Source organism: Streptomyces sp. HUAS MS02 (assembly GCF_055702265.1).
In genome coordinates this window covers 2,017,487-2,032,167 of record NZ_CM146747.1, presented here as the reverse complement: position 1 = coordinate 2,032,167, position 14,681 = coordinate 2,017,487, and the positions used below count along the sequence as shown (strand labels likewise).

12 protein-coding genes are annotated in these 14,681 nt (G+C 72.0%); 8 read left to right on the top strand and 4 right to left on the bottom strand.

What is annotated here, in order from left to right; genetic code table 11:
- The first annotated feature begins 112 nt into the window (after positions 1–112).
- The 3 genes from ACZ9QC_RS08700 to ACZ9QC_RS08690 all read left to right on the top strand — a co-directional run bounded on the left by ACZ9QC_RS08700 (position 113) and on the right by ACZ9QC_RS08690 (position 4,813).
- Positions 113–1,036 carry a LysR family transcriptional regulator gene (locus ACZ9QC_RS08700; RefSeq protein WP_472919626.1) on the top strand — a complete coding sequence of 308 codons (924 nt, stop codon included), beginning with the start codon at positions 113–115 and terminating at the stop codon, positions 1,034–1,036.
- A gap of 291 nt (positions 1,037–1,327) precedes the next feature.
- The gene (locus tag ACZ9QC_RS08695; RefSeq protein WP_472919625.1) at positions 1,328–2,911 is read left to right on the top strand and encodes a carboxylesterase/lipase family protein; all 1,584 of its coding nucleotides are present in this window, start codon (positions 1,328–1,330) and stop codon (positions 2,909–2,911) included.
- Between the two features lie 237 nt (positions 2,912–3,148).
- Positions 3,149–4,813, top strand: coding sequence for a nuclease/transposase family protein (locus ACZ9QC_RS08690; RefSeq protein WP_472919624.1), 1,665 nt, complete (start codon positions 3,149–3,151; stop codon positions 4,811–4,813).
- On the opposite strand, the gene ACZ9QC_RS08685 is transcribed toward ACZ9QC_RS08690, so the two are convergent.
- Positions 4,793–5,524, bottom strand: coding sequence for a GbsR/MarR family transcriptional regulator (locus ACZ9QC_RS08685; protein ID WP_472919623.1), 732 nt, complete (start codon positions 5,522–5,524; stop codon positions 4,793–4,795). The two genes, ACZ9QC_RS08690 and ACZ9QC_RS08685, sit on opposite strands and share 21 nt — an antisense overlap.
- A gap of 291 nt (positions 5,525–5,815) precedes the next feature.
- Here ACZ9QC_RS08685 and ACZ9QC_RS08680 point away from each other — a divergent pair, with 291 nt between their 5' ends.
- Genes ACZ9QC_RS08680 through ACZ9QC_RS08670 form a run of 3 tightly spaced genes read left to right on the top strand, consistent with a single transcriptional unit; the run spans position 5,816 to position 8,276 of the window.
- Positions 5,816–6,487 (top strand): DUF4097 family beta strand repeat-containing protein, encoded by a 672-nt coding sequence (locus ACZ9QC_RS08680; RefSeq protein ID WP_472919622.1) that lies wholly within the window; start codon positions 5,816–5,818, stop codon positions 6,485–6,487.
- A gap of 26 nt (positions 6,488–6,513) precedes the next feature.
- Positions 6,514–7,467 (top strand): ATP-binding cassette domain-containing protein, encoded by a 954-nt coding sequence (locus ACZ9QC_RS08675; protein ID WP_472919621.1) that lies wholly within the window; start codon positions 6,514–6,516, stop codon positions 7,465–7,467.
- Complete coding sequence (locus ACZ9QC_RS08670) at positions 7,464–8,276, top strand: ABC transporter permease (protein WP_316725082.1); 813 nt, start codon at positions 7,464–7,466, stop codon at positions 8,274–8,276. The genes ACZ9QC_RS08675 and ACZ9QC_RS08670 overlap by 4 nt, the downstream gene beginning before the upstream one ends.
- Before the next feature lie 104 nt (positions 8,277–8,380).
- On the opposite strand, the gene mmuM is transcribed toward ACZ9QC_RS08670, so the two are convergent.
- Complete coding sequence (gene mmuM / locus ACZ9QC_RS08665; RefSeq protein WP_472919620.1) at positions 8,381–9,334, bottom strand: homocysteine S-methyltransferase; 954 nt, start codon at positions 9,332–9,334, stop codon at positions 8,381–8,383.
- A gap of 152 nt (positions 9,335–9,486) precedes the next feature.
- On the opposite strand from mmuM, the gene ACZ9QC_RS08660 reads away from it, so the two are divergent.
- Positions 9,487–10,869, top strand: a complete 1,383-nt coding sequence (locus tag ACZ9QC_RS08660) for an amino acid permease (protein ID WP_472919619.1) — start codon at positions 9,487–9,489, stop codon at positions 10,867–10,869.
- Between the two features lie 57 nt (positions 10,870–10,926).
- On the opposite strand, the gene ACZ9QC_RS08655 is transcribed toward ACZ9QC_RS08660, so the two are convergent.
- Positions 10,927–11,418, bottom strand: coding sequence for a peptidase inhibitor family I36 protein (locus tag ACZ9QC_RS08655; RefSeq protein ID WP_472919618.1), 492 nt, complete (start codon positions 11,416–11,418; stop codon positions 10,927–10,929).
- 90 nt (positions 11,419–11,508) lie between these two features.
- On the opposite strand from ACZ9QC_RS08655, the gene ACZ9QC_RS08650 reads away from it, so the two are divergent.
- Positions 11,509–12,507 carry an ArsR/SmtB family transcription factor gene (locus ACZ9QC_RS08650; protein WP_472919617.1) on the top strand — a complete coding sequence of 333 codons (999 nt, stop codon included), beginning with the start codon at positions 11,509–11,511 and terminating at the stop codon, positions 12,505–12,507.
- Between the two features lie 18 nt (positions 12,508–12,525).
- On the opposite strand, the gene ACZ9QC_RS08645 is transcribed toward ACZ9QC_RS08650, so the two are convergent.
- Positions 12,526–14,643: an autotransporter gene (locus tag ACZ9QC_RS08645; protein WP_472919616.1), complete on the bottom strand. Its 2,118-nt coding sequence runs from the start codon at positions 14,641–14,643 to the stop codon at positions 12,526–12,528.
- Positions 14,644–14,681: the final 38 nt, after the last annotated feature.

Below are 14,681 nucleotides of genomic sequence, written 5' to 3'. Positions count from 1 at the left end.
GCGGTGGGCGACAGCGCAGGTGAGGCGCGTTCTTCCGGCAGGTTGCCTAGACTCTGGCACCCGGCGGCAGAACACGTAAAGCGATGGATCGAGAAGAGAAAGTTCACCATCCATGAAGTCCCAGCCCGACCTGAAGCTCCTGTCCACCTTCATGGCCGTGGTGAACTGTGGCTCCATGGCCGAAGCCGCGGCATCCCTCGGCTACGTCCCCTCCGCGGTGTCCCAGCACATCGCCGTGCTGGAGCGCGACATGGGCATCGAGCTGCTCGTCCGCCGCCCTGGCAGCCGACTGATCCTGACCGCGGCCGGCCGCTCCCTCGCGCAAGCGACCGAGACGCTCTTCGAGGCGACTGCCCGGTTCCAGGACGCCGCCCACGGCATCTCGAACCGTGAAATCGCCGAACTGCGCGTCGGTGCCTACCCCAGCGCGATGAGCCACCTGTTCCCCGGGATTCTGTCTGCTCTCAAGTCCAGTGGCCGCGGCGCCCGCATCCGCCTCGTCATCGTGGAGACACACGAAGGGTTGCCCAAGGTCAAATCGGGGGACCTGGATCTGCTCATTGCCTACCGATACCTGCCCGAGGACCCACCGACCACTTCTGGTGAGTGGACCATCACCTCTCTGGGGCACGAGCCGCTGGTCCTCGTCGCCGGCCCACGGCCGGGCCGTCGCCCGTTGGAACTGGCGGAATGCCTTGAGCTGGAATGGACCTCAGGCCATGCGCACAGTCCCGATCGGCGTTTGCTGCATCGGTGGGCCGGAGAACTGGGGATCTCTCTCGACGTAACGCTGGAAACCGAGGACCTGCACAGCATGCTGGCCATGATCAGAGCCGGATTGGCGGTGGGCCTGATCCCGGCCACTCTCATCAGCGGAGAGAGCGACCAGCCCGGAGTCGAACGGGTTGTCCTTCCGCCCGAGGCCGCACCGCTTTACCGTGAGGTCCTCGCCGTGAGCAGACCCGGCATCCGCCCCCCGATCATCAACGAGTTGGTCACGCTGCTGGTCGAGGCTTTGAAGAGCGTCCAGTCGTAGTACCGGCGAGAAACGCGGAGCCGGTACACCCCCCCCCGGCGATCACACACGGTCACCATCTTCGTCGGCGGTGGGGCGAGCGCCCAGCTGATGCTCCGGACGACCGTGGCCGGACGTCAGGTAGCCGCCGCCCCGCGCCCGGCGGTCGCCCCGGCGCGGTCGCCCGGCGCGCCCGCTGTCGCCCGAACGGCCGCTCAGGACCCCCGCACGACCGGAATACCGCGCAGGGATGTGGTGCTCTGAGGGGGACGACGGTTGTCACGAGCGGGCGGCGTGAGGAGCTGGTGCGCGATGACGGCAGACCGGCAGGACCCCGTGGTCAGGACACCGTACGGCGACGTGCGCGGCACGTACGAGTACGGGGACGGCCACGGGGACCCGATCGCGGTGTTCCGGGGCGTCCCGTACGCGGCCCCGCCCTTCGGCCCCCGCCGGTTCCTCCCGCCCGCCCCGCCCGAGCCCTGGTCGGGGGTGCGGGACGCCCTAGCCTTCGGGCCGACGCCCCCGAAACCGCCGTACTCGGAGGCGTTCGCCCGCTATCTGTCGGACCCCGTCGTCCCGGGCGACGACTGTCTCAACCTGAACGTGTGGACGCCGGAGCCGGGCCACGGCGCCCGATTGCCGGTCCTGGTCTGGATCCACGGCGGCGCCCTCACCCGGGGTTCGTCGGCGGTCCCGGTCTACGACGGCGCCGCCTTCGCCCGGGACGGGGTGGTCCTGGTCTCCCTCAACTACCGCCTGGGCGTGGAGGGCTACGGCCTCTTCCCGGACGCCCCGCCCAACCTCGGGCTGCGTGACCAGCTGGCGGCGCTGGAGTGGGTGCGGGACTCGATCGCGGCGTTCGGCGGTGATCCGGACCAGGTGACCCTGGCCGGCCAGTCGGCGGGCGCCATCAGCGTCGGCGCGCTGCTGGCGATGCCCCGCGCCCGGGGCCTGTTCCGTCGGGCGGTGCTGCAGAGCGGGCCGCCGGAGGCCCTGGACCGCGACAAGGTGCGCCGGATGGTCCGCCGGATGGCGAACCGGCTCAAGGTGCCGGCGACCGCCGCGGCCTTCGCCGCCGTGGACCGGACCGCGCTCGCCGAGGCACAGGCCGAGGTCGGCCGCCTCAGCAGCCCGGTGCTCGGCGGTCCCGCCTTCGGCCTCGTCGTCGACGGCGACCTGCTGCCCACCGACCCGCTCCAGGCGCTGACCGAGCACGGCGCGGCTCCGGGCATCGACCTCCTCATGGGCTGGACCCGCGACGAGCACCGGCTCTGGCTCGTCCCCGGCGGCCTCCAGGAACGAGTCGACCGCCTCGGGACGGTCGCGCTGGCCGGCGCCCGCGCCCGCTGCCACTGCGGCCCCGAGGTCCCGCGCGCCTACCGCGACCTCCACCCTGACAAGGGCACCGCCGACCTGGTGGGTCAGCTCGTCACCGACCACCTGCTCCGGGTCCCCCTGCACCGGGTGGCGGACGCCCGCGTCGACCACGCCCGGTCCTACGTCTACGAGTTCGCCTGGTCCTCCGGCCTCCCCGCCCTCGGCTCCTGCCACGCCCTCGAACTCGGCTTCGTCTTCGACACCGGCGACACCGCCGCCTCCGCCAAGCTCGCCGGCGAGCACGCCCCCCGCGACCTCGTCACCGCCCTGCACGGCGCCTGGGTCCGCTTCGCGACGGCGGGCGACCCGGCCTGGCCGGTCTGGGACCACACGCATCCGGTCCGTGTCTTCGACTCCCCGGCGGCCGGGACCGTCGTCCACGGCCCCTACGACCCCGAGCTCGCCCTCTGGGCCGCGGACGCACGGCGGCCGCGCAGAGTCCAGGGCGCCGGCACCTTCGTCACCTCCGGCGGAGGTTCGCTGCCGGCCCTGCGCCGCTTCCGCCGGAGCCCCTGAGACCGGCTGTCCGCGGCCGTCCGCGGACGGCCGCCCCTACTCGTGGTCCGCGCCCGGTTCGGCGGTGCCGTCCGTGGGCGTCCGGGGTTTGGAGCTGCTGTCGCTGGAGTGTGTTCAAGAACGTTCTGGTGAGTGGGAGTGAGTGCCGGAGGTTGCCTCGGTCGTGGGGCTGATTTCAGCTAGGAACTGACGTTCTCACATCGAATGCGTGACCTTTATGGGAGGTGCTCGTTGCCCATGGCGACGGGACTTTCGGCGGGGGGCGGCAGGGTGGGTGAGCTGCGGAGTATCGCGTCGCCGTTCGTCGTGTCCGGGCCGTCTGGTGTGGCCGTGCGGACCCGTCTCAAGCAGCTGACACCGGGTGATGAGAAGGTGCTGCGGCTGGTGGGCGCGCATCTGGGGTCGCTGGCGGCGAAGGACCTCAAGGTGCGCTGCCGGGACGGCGTGGACCACTCCGCTGAGATGTGGGCGGTGCGTAAGCGGGAGCTGACGCCGCTGTCGTCGTCACGCTGGGCGGGCAGTATCACCAAGGCCACGCACGATCAGTGGGCGCTGGCTCGCCGGGGCCAGCTCGCGCACATCCACACCCTGGAAGCGGGTATCCGCACGATCGAGGGCCGCCTGTCCCTGCCGGTCGGGCAGAAGGGGACGAGGAAGGCGCCGGGGGGTTACCGGTCGCGGCGGGAGTGGCATGCGAAGGCGCGGCGGCTGCAAGTGCTGCAGGACCGGCTGGCCGCCGCGCGGGCCGACCGCGAGGCGGGCATCGTGCACGTGGTGCGGGGCGGCAAGCGCCTGGCCCGTACCCGGCACCACCTGGAGGCGGCTGGGCTGACGGAGTCCGCGTGGCGGGGGCGGTGGGAGGCGGAGCGCTGGTTCTGCCAGGCGGACGGGGAGTCCGGCAAGCGCTACGGCAACGAGACCATCCGCATCAGCCCCGAGGGCGAGGTGAGCATCAAACTGCCCGCCCCGCTGGCGCATCTGGCCAACGCCGCGCGCGGCCGCTACGTCCTGGCGTGCCGGGTGGTGTTCGCGCACCGGGGCGGCGAGTGGGCGGACCGCGTCGCGGCCGACCGGGCGATCGCCTACCGCATCCACCTCGATACCGGCCGGGACCGCTGGTATGTGACCGCCTCCTGGCAGATCCCACCCACCCCCACCCTCCCCATCGAGACGGCGCTCGCCCACGGGGTGATCGGCGTCGACATGAACGCCGATCACCTCGCGGCCTGGCGCCTGGACGTTCACGGCAACCCGACCGGCAGCCCGCGCCGCTTCTCCTACGACCTGACCGGCACCGCGCTCCACCGCGACGCCCAGGTCCGCCACGCCCTGACCCGCCTCCTGCACTGGGCCCGAGTTTGTGGGGTGAAGGCGATCGCGGTCGAGGACCTGGACTTCACCGCCGAGAAGACCCGGGAGAAACACGGCCGCCGCACACGTTTCCGGCAGCTTGTCTCCGGCATGCCCACCGGCAGACTCCGCGCCCGGCTGGCCTCCATGGCCGACGCCACGGGGATCGCCGTCATCGCCGTCGACCCGGCCTACACCTCGAAGTGGGGCGCCCAGCACTGGCAGAAACCCCTCACCACCACGACACGTAGGACCACTCGCCACGACGCTGCCGCCGTGGCGATCGGAAGGCGCGCCCAGCAACACCCGATCCGGCGACGGACGGCACCGCCCCCACAGCACCGGAGAGATGCGGTGGGGCATCGGACCGTCCAGGCCGGATCAGGTGTTGCCGGGCGTGAGGAAACCCGCCCCCGCATCCCCGGACCACGGACACGATCCGTGCGCGCCGGGTGCGGAGCGAACGCGGGCAACCAGAACGCCCAACACCGTCCGGGGCGTTCGGCCGAGCATGAGTCCTGGCAACAGGACTCACTCCCGCTCAGTCCCTAGGAACGGTTTGGTGTGCAGGATCTCGCGGGCCTGCTCGGCGGCGCGGATGGTGTTCTCGCCGACGAAGTCGAGGAAGCGGGCGACGTTCTCCAGCCGGGCGCCGGCGGGAGTGCCGGGGCCGAGGACGCCGACGCCCTGGCGGGCGGTCTCGACGACCTGGGCGATGCCGCGGGCGCTGGCGATCATGGACCGGTACCAGACGTCGTCGTCGACGATGTAGCGCTCCCGGCGGCGTTCACCCTGCTCCCGGCGGACCATGCCCTGGCTGTCGAGGAACGCGATCGCCTTCGAGATGGAGGCCGGGCTGACCTGGAGCCGCTCGGCCAGTTCGGCCGCGGTGAGGCTGCCGCTGTCGGTGAGGGTGAGGCAGGCCATCACCCGGGCCATCATCGTGGGCATGCCCGAGGCCATCATGACGTGGGTGAACGTCTCCTCGTACTCGCGTACGGCCTCGGTGTCGCGGCCGGGAACCTGCTCGGGGGTCTGTGCGGCCCGGGGCGTGGCCCGGCGGCGCCGGTGGGCGCGGCGTTCGGTGGCACGGTGGGCCAGGTCTGCGCGGTAGGCGGTGGGGCCGCCGTTGCGCATCACCTCACGCGTGATCGTCGAGGTGGGGCGCTCCAGGCGCCGGGCGATCTCCGCGTAGGCGAGGCCGTCGGCCAGCCCCAGTGCGATCTGCTGGCGTTCCTGCTGGGTGAGCCTGCCTCCCGGCATCGCTGTCTCCTTCGTGCTCCGTGATGCGCCCGTGCTCCGTGATGCGCCCGTGCTCCGTGATGCGCCGACGCCGACTATAGCGTTCACGCCCAATCCATTGCAACGTTTCGAGTGGGGGTTGTTGCGTTACTCGCGAGCCCGTTGCAATGAAAATGCGGCTCTGGCCTGCGTGAATGCTCTATCGATGCAACAAGAGTGTTGCCGGAAAGTCGAACGCAACGTAGCTTTTCCGTTGTCGGAAACGAAGCGCGAACGGCGAGAGCCGAAGAGCGAGAGCTGAAGGAGAGCACCATGCAGAAGTTCGAGACCCCCGCCCCGATCTCCGCCGTCCTGAACATCCCCGCCGGACGCGTGCGGCTCATCGCCGCCGACCGGGCCGACACCACCGTCGACGTCCGGCCCGCCGATGCCGCCAAGGGCCGGGACGTCAGGGCCGCCGAGCGGACCACGGTCGACTACCGCGACGGGGTGCTGCGGATCCAGGCCCCGGCGGCGAAGAACGAACTCCTCGGCCCCTCCGGAAGTCTGGAGGTGACCGTCCAACTGCCCGCCGGCTCCCATGTCGAGGCCAAGGCGGCCGCCGCCGAGTTCCGCGGCGTCGGGCGGCTGGGCGACGTCGCCATCGACGGCGCTCACGGCCAGGTCAAGCTCGACGAGGCGGCCAGCGCCCGCCTGAACATCCTGGCCGGCGACGCACTGGTCGGCCGCCTGGACGGCTCCGCCGACATCACCAGCGGCAAGGGCGACCTGCGCATCACCGAGGCCGCCGGCGGCACCGTCACCCTGCACACCGGGTACGGCGAGATCTCCGTCGGCGCCGCCACCGGAGCCTCGGCCTCCCTGGACGCCGGCACCTCCTACGGCCGGATCCACAACTCGCTCCGGAACAGCGGGGCCACCGGCGCCCGCCTCGACATCCACGCGACCACCGGCTACGGCGACATCACCGCCCGCAGCCTCTGACGACCCCGGAAAGGGCGACACCCACCATGACGAACCAGGCCATCGCGGCACACGGGCTGCGCAAGGCGTACGGCGAGAAGACCGTCCTCGACGGTGTCGACCTGACCGTCCCCGAGGGAACGATCTTCTCCCTGCTCGGCCCGAACGGCGCCGGCAAGACCACCGCCGTCAAGATCCTCTCCACGCTCGTCACCCCGGACGCCGGCGAGATCCGGGTCGGCGGCCACCAGCACCCCCAGGCCATCCGCTCCGTGATCGGGGTGACCGGACAGTTCTCCGCCGTCGACGGGCTGATCACCGGTGAGGAGAACATGCTCCTCATGGCGGACCTGCACCACCTGTCCAGGAAGGAGGGACGCCGGGTCGCCGCCGACCTGCTGGAGCGCTTCGACCTCACCGAGGCCGCGCGGAAGCCCGCCTCCACCTACTCGGGCGGCATGAAGCGCCGGCTCGACATCGCCATGACCCTGGTGGGCGGCCCGCGGATCATCTTCCTCGACGAGCCGACCACCGGCCTCGACCCGCGCAGCCGCCACAACATGTGGCAGATCATCCGCGAGCTGGTCTCCGACGGCGTCACCGTCTTCCTCACCACCCAGTACCTGGAGGAGGCCGACGAACTCGCCGACCGCATCGCGGTGTTGAACGGCGGCCGGATCGTCGCCGAGGGCACCGCCGACGAACTCAAGCGGCAGATACCCGGCGGCCACGTCCGCCTCCGCTTCACCGACCCGGCCGCCTACCGCTCCGCCGCCTCCGCGCTGCGCGAGGTCACCCGGGACGACGAGGCCCTCGCCCTGCAACTGCCCAGCGGCGGCACCCAGCGCGAACTGCGCGCCGTGCTCGACCGGTTGGACGCCGCCGGCGTCGAGGCCGACGAACTCACCGTGCACACCCCCGATCTCGACGACGTGTTCTTCGCCCTGACCGGCACCGACGTCCCCGCCCAGCCGAACCAGTCCAAGGAGACCGTCCGATGAGCGCCCCCCTGGCCCCCGCCCGACCGAACCCCGTCGCCCTCGCCGTCCGTGACTCCTCGACGATGCTGCGCCGCAACCTCCTGCACGCGCGGCGCTATCCCTCCCTCACGCTCAACCTGCTGCTGACCCCGATCATGCTGCTGCTGCTCTTCGTCTACATCTTCGGCGACGTGATGAGCGCGGGCATCGGCGGCAGCGACCGCTCCGACTACATCGCCTACATCGTCCCGGGCATCCTGATGATGACCATCGGCGGCACCGTCGTCGGAACAGCGGTGTCGGTCGCCACCGACATGAACGAGGGCATCATCGCCCGCTTCCGCACCATGGCGATCCACCGCGGTTCCGTCCTCGTCGGGCATGTCGCCGGCAGCGTGCTGCAGTGCGTGGCCAGTGTGGTGCTCGTCGGTGGCGTGGGTGTCGCCATCGGCTTCCGTTCCGCGGACGCCTCGGTCCTGGAGTGGCTGGCGGCGTTCGGGCTGCTGGCGCTGTTCTCCCTGGCGCTCACCTGGATCGCGGTCGGCATGGGTCTGTCCAGCCCGAACGCCGAGGCGGCCGCCAACAGCGCGCAGCCGCTGGTCCTGCTGCCGCTGATCTCCAGCGCGTTCATCCCGGCCGACACGATGCCGGGCTGGTTCCGGCCGATCGCCGAGTACCAGCCCTTCACCCCCGCCATCGAGACCCTGCGCGGACTGCTGCTCGGCACCGAGATCGGCCACAACGGCTGGCTCGCCGTGGCCTGGTGCCTGGGCCTCGCGGTTCTCGGCTACTTCTGGTCCACCTCGAAGTACGACAGCGAGGCGAAGTAGCCGCCGGAGCCCGGCCGCCCCGCGCCCCTCAGGGGCGCGGGGCACTGCGCGTTCAGTCCTCATCCACCCGCACGCGGCCACGCACGGCGGACGCCCCGGGCCGGTCAGCCCAGTGACTTCGCGATGGCCGAGATCGCCTCGGGGCCCACCCGGCAGCATCCGCCGATCAGCCGGGCCCCGGCCGCCCGCCACCCCTCCACCTGCTCGGTCGTGAAGGTCGACCGCCCGGTCCAGGCCCGCGCGGAGGCGTCCCAGGTCTCGCCGCTGTTCGGGTACACCACCACCGGCTTGCCGGTGACCCGCGCGGCCGTCTCGATCGCGCCGTCCACATCGTCGGGCGAGCAGCAGTTGACGCCCACGGCGACGATCTCCTCGGCGTCGGCGGCGAGCGCGAAGGCATCCTCCAGCGGCTGCCCGGCGCGGGTGCGGTCGCCGGCGACGGTGTACGACAGCCAGGCGGGCACGTCCAGACCCCGGACCGCCCGCAGCAGCGCCTCGGCCTCGTCGGTGTCCGGGATCGTCTCCAGCGCGAGGACGTCGGGGTGGACGGCGGCCAGCGCCTCCAGCCGGGGCCGGTGGAACCGCTCCAGCTCGGCCACGCTCAGCCCGTACCGGCCCCGGTACTCGGAGCCGTCCGCCAGCATCGCCCCGTACGGGCCGACCGAGGCCGCCGTCAGCAGCGGGCGCGTGACGCCCCGGTCCTGGGCCTCCACGGCCGCGTCGATGGCCAACTCGACGCTCAGCGCCATGAGTTCGGCAGCCCGCTCGCGCCGGATGCCACGCCCCGCGAAACCCTCGAAGGTGGCCTGGTAGCTGGAGGTGATCGCCACGCTCGCGCCCGCCTCGAAGTAGGCGAGATGGGCCTCGGTGATCGCCTCCGGCCGCTCCGCGAGCAGCCGCGCCGACCACAGTTCGTCACTCAGGTCGTGCCCGGCCGACTCCAGCTGGTTGGACATGCCGCCGTCCAGGACGAGGACGTCGTCGGCGAGTGCCGCGGCGAAGGGGCCGACGCGGGGGCCGGGGAGGTGGGAGAAGCTGCCGGGTGCGTTGCTGGTCATGCCGACGACGGTAGTCGAGGTGCCTGGGCCGCCCCCGAGTGTGTCCAGTACATGAACAGATTGACCACCATGTGGACTTCGGCGGTACGATCACGCCCTCCCCGTCACCACCCCTCCCCGTCCCCACCCCGCCCCATCCCCCGGGAACCACCATGACCACGACCAGCACCCCCGAGGCCACCGAGCCCGAATCGACCTCGCCCCCCGGCGCGACCGCCCCAGGCCGCAAGTTCGGGCTCGCCGCCGCCACCGCCCTCGTCATGGGCAACATCATCGGCGGCGGCATCTTCACCCTCCCCGCCGCCGTCGCCCCGTACGGCACGGTCAGCCTGCTCGCCTTCGTCATCCTCTCCGTGGCCGCCGTCCTGCTCGCGCTGCTCTTCGGCAGGCTGGCCCGGCGCAGCCCGGTCACCGGCGGCCTCTACGTCTACCCGCGCGACGCCTTCGGCCCCTTCGCGGGCTTCCTGTCGGCCTGGTCGTACTGGACGATGTGCTGGGTCAGCATCGCCGCGCTCGCCGTCGGTGTCGTCGGCTACGTCGACGTGCTGATACCCCTGGGCGACAGCAAGGCGGTCCTGGCGCTGGTGGCCCTGGCCGCCCTGTGGCTGCCCGCCGCCGCGAACTTCGCGGGCACCCGCTACGTGGGCGCCGTGCAGATCGTCTCCACCGTGCTGAAGTTCGTGCCGCTGCTGCTGGTCGCCACCGTCGGCCTGTTCTTCGTCGACACCGACAACTTCGGCCCGTTCAACGCCTCCGGCGAGAGCGCCCCCGGCGCGGTCGCCGCCGCGGCCGCGCTCCTCCTCTACAGCTTCCTGGGCGTGGAGTCGGCCGCCGTCAGCGCCGGCGAGGTCAAGGACCCCGAGCGCACCGTGGGCCGCGCCAGCGTCCTCGGCACCCTCGCCTCCGCCCTGGTCTACATCCTCGGCACGGTCGCCGTGTTCGGCCTGGTCCCGCACGAGGAACTGGTCGAGTCCGGGGCGCCCTTCGCCGACGCCGTCAACGCGATGGCGGGCGGCAGCTGGGGCGGCACGGTGATCGCGCTGGTCGCCGTGGCCTCGATCGTGGGCTGCCTCAACGGCTGGGTCCTGCTCAGCGCCCAGATGCCGTACGCCGCCGCCCGTGACGGCCTCTTCCCGAAGCCGTTCGCCCGGGTCGGCAAGGGCGGTGTCCCCGGCTTCGGCGTCCTCGCCACCGCCGTCCTCGGCACGCTCCTCATCGTCGTCAACTACGCGGACGACCCGGACACCGCGTTCCGTGTCCTCGTCCTCATCACCACGTTCACCGGCTGCGTCCCCTATCTGCTCTCCGCCGCCGCCCAGCTGTACTGGCTGGCGCGCGGCACGCGGGAGCGGGTCCGCCCCGCCGGCCTGGCCCGCGACCTGATCGTCGCCGCGCTCTCCTTCGCCTTCTCCTTCTGGCTGATCGCGGGCGCCGGTTACGCGGCCGTCTACCAGGGCGCACTGTTCCTCTTCGCGGGCATCCCGGTGTACGTGTGGCTGCGGGGGCGGCAGGAGGGGGCCGAAGGCGAGATCTAGGGACGGTCAGAACACCCCCTGGGTTCGGCCCCCGAGCCGCCCCGCGTCAGGCGTGGGTCAGCAGGTGGCGGAGGCCACCCACTTGTGCGAGCGGATCCTGACGTTGGCCTCGCCGTCCCGTTCGCCGTTCTGCCGAAGGCAGCCGACGAGGGTGCCGGTGTAGTTGGCGCCGGAGTAGAAGGCGACCGCCCTGTACGCGGAGGACGTGCCGCGGTTGATACCGGACCTGACGTTCTGGGTGTCGGACCACGAGCACTGCACGGAACCGCTCCACCAGTCCGGGTCGGCGTTGGTCCACGAACACCGGTTGCCCGTTCCGTTGGTGGCGTTCCAGACGCAGACGTCTCCGGTGTCGCACTCGAAGGCCAGCGGCGCGGCACTGGCGGAGTTCGGGGCGACGAGACCGACGGCGGCTGTGGCGAGAGCGAGGGCCGCCGTGGCGATGCCCCGGCGGGCGCGGCGGGGGCGGCGGCTGGACTTCCGGTCGTTCTCCTGCTGGTGCGAGGACATCCCCGGTCCCTTCTCCTGCTGGATCGTGCCGGTGGGCACGGCTGGCGGGAATTCATGTTTCCCGCACTCCTCGGCGCTGTCATGCTCATGTGAGAGGAGTGAAAACACGCAGGTCGGAGATTGACGACCATGGGGAACGGGATGCTCCGCTTTCACTTCACACCCGAAGACCTCACCAAGGTGCGCGTGGCGACCGAGCCCCACGCGCTGTGGGAGATCGCGGTCAGCCTGCACCGGCTCCAGACGCGTGAAGGCCGCTGGGCCTACGCCTCCTGGTTCCGCGACGCGCGGGCCGCGCTGCGACAGGCCGGGCTCGACCGGACCGTGAAGAGCTTCCTGCTGCCGCTCTTCCCGCGCGCCGGTTACTTCCCCGACTTCCTGACACCGCCGGAGGGCACGCAGGGGCTGGACGCCGGGCTGGAAGCCGTCCTGGCGACCCCGGAAGAGAGAGTGGACGGCGAGGTCGAGATGCTGCAACGGGCCGTCGGCGCCCCGGCGTGGACCCGCCGGCTCGGCGAGCGGGGCATGCGGGAACAACTCGTGGACGCCCTGCGCGCCTACCACCGTGCCGTGATCGCCCCGCACGAGGAGCACATCGAGCAACGGCTGCGGGCCGAACGCGCCCGGCACACACGCACCCTGTTCCACGCCGGGACCGAGGGGATGCTCGACCAGCTGGGCCCCACGATCCGCTGGCGGCCACCGGTCCTGGAGATCTCCCCGTACCCGGACAGCCGCGACGTGCTCCTCGCGGGCCGGGGGCTGCTCCTGATCCCCTCCCACTTCTGCTGGCACGCGCCCATCGCCCTGGCCGACCCCGGGCTCCCGCCCGTGCTGCTCTACCCCCTGCATCATCTGCCCGCGACGACCCGCTGTGTCGACCCGCCACCGCTCAACGCCCTGCTGGGCACCACCCGCGCCGCCATCCTGCGGGCCGGCGCGACCGGCTGCACCACCACGGAGGCCGCCCGCCGGGCCGGCGTGACCCCCACGACGGCGAGCCATCACACCGCCGTCCTGCGCGACGCCGGACTGATGGCCAGCCACCGTCACGCCAACACGGTCCTGCACACCCTGACCCCGCTCGGAGCCGCCCTGCTGGAGCAGAAGCCCCGGCAGGACGGCTGAGGACAGCGGCCGCCGGGCTCAGCCCGTGGCCGCGTGCCGGCCGCCCCGGCGCCGGTTGTTCCCGCGGCGCCTGGTCACCGGCACCAGCAGCCCGAAGAGACCGCCGAGGGCGAGGGCGTACGGCCACCAGCCGAGGTGGCTGTCGGCGGAGGCGCTCGCGTTCTGTGTGCGGGGGTCCCGCGCCCCGGGGCCGGAGCCCGCGTCGGCGGCCTTCACGGACGGCGACGGGCTGCCCTTCACCCGGGTGAGGACGACGTCGTTCCCGTCGCCGCCCTTGTACCCGATCCGGTACGTGCTGTCGGCCAGCCGCACCTCGGCGCCCTCCCGGAGCCCGGTGAACGTCCCGGTGGTCGCGCCCTTGCCGCGGTGGTCGACCACGGTGACCGTCTCGCCGGGTCCACCGACGTCGCCCAGTGCCGCGAAGTCCAGCCCACCGGCCAGTCTCACCGCCCCGGTCACCTTCAACGGCTCCTCCCGCAGCACCAGTTCGCCCTTGGCGGTCTGGGTGTAGCCGCTCGTCACCGTGAGGCCGGCGACGACCACGCCCGCGTTGGTCACCGCACCTTGCACGGTGCCCTTGCCGGACAGCGCCCCGGTCACCCTCAGCCCGGAGGCGCCCACGTCGAGCCGCGCGCCGGCGGTGGTGAGCCGGACGGTCCTGCTGCGGGCGAGCGTCGCCCCCGAACGGAGTGCCAGCGTGCCCTTGGTGACGTTGGTCGCCCCGGTGTACGTCACCCCCGTACCCGTCAGGGTCGTGGTGGCCTTGCCCGACTGGGTGAGCGAACCGCTGCCGCTCACCCGCGACAGCGTCACGGGCCTGTCCACGTTCCGGACGACCAGCGAACCGTCGTTGACCACCTTGGTGAGGTCGCCCCGGGTGTACAGGCCGCCGTCGCCCCCGGACCTGCCGCTGCCCAGCCGCAGCACCGCGCCCTTCTCGACCGTGGTCGAGCCGTTGTAGTACTGCACGGCGGCGAAGGTGACGTCGTTGCCCCTGGTGCCCTTGATGACGACGTCCCCGGCGCCGGGTGCGGAGAGCGTGTCGTGGAAGACGCCACCGCCGATGGGGGCGCCCAGGGTCACGGGCCCGTTGTAGTCGAACGTGAGCAGGGAACGCGACCGGGCCGCCAGCAGGTTGATGTAGACCGTCTCGGCGGTCCCCGGCATGAAGATCTTGTTCGTCGTGCCGTCGCCCCACTGGACGTTGGCGCCCTTGATGTTGGTGCCGCGCTTGTTGACGTTCTTGCGTGCGGGCGTCCAGTTGAGGGCCGGGTCGCTGAGCGAGGGGTTCGTGTCACCGCCCCGGTCCGACCAGCTGTACTGCCCGGTGAGGACCACCTTGCTGCCCGGCCGCGACTGGACGTTGATGTCGCTGCCGTACTCGCGCTGGTAGAAGTCCATGCCCTGGGTGACGGTCTGGCCCAGCGGGGTGTCGACGGTCCAGGTGCCCTGGTTGAGGACCTTGCGGGCGCGCGGCAGCGAGGTCGCGAACTCCGGGCGTCCGGCGTTCACCTGGGTGCCGTTGTCGATGACCCCGGTGAAAGGGTGGGTGCCCGACAGGTCCCAGGTGGCCCAGAGGAACCTCGGCTGGCTGACCAGGCCGGAGCCGCTGATGGTGCCCAGGTTGTATGCGACGTCCCTCAGCGCGAGCCGCAGGGTGCCGTCGACCCGGATGTTGTTCTGGTTGAGCCGGAACGCCGGTGTGCCGTACGGGTAGTGGCCGATCACCCCGGTCGAGCCGCTGTCGCCGTACTGCAGGGTCGCGCCCTTCGCGACGGTCACGGCGGGCGGGTCCGGGCGGGTGACGGTGACGTACGGGTGGTTCCCGCCGAGGACGCGCACGCGCTGCCGCTGCCGGGACTTCGGCAGGGTGAAGTCGCTGTCCCTGGTGAGGACCAGCGTCCCGGTGCCGCGCACGGTGAGTGTGCCGGTGCCGCTGAACACGCCGTCGTACGTGGTCGTCCCGGACGGCACGGTCACCACCGTGTCCCCGGCGAGCGTGACGTCCCGCCCGGCCAGGACGTCGGCGGTCGCGTCGCGCGGGCCGGCGGCGGTCGCCGTCGGGGCGCCGAGCAGCAGGGCGGTGACCGCCAGGGCTCCGGCGGCCGACGCTGTCTTGTGGATATGGGTGCGCACGTCATGGGGGACGGTCCGGGGTCCGCGCCGATAACAGA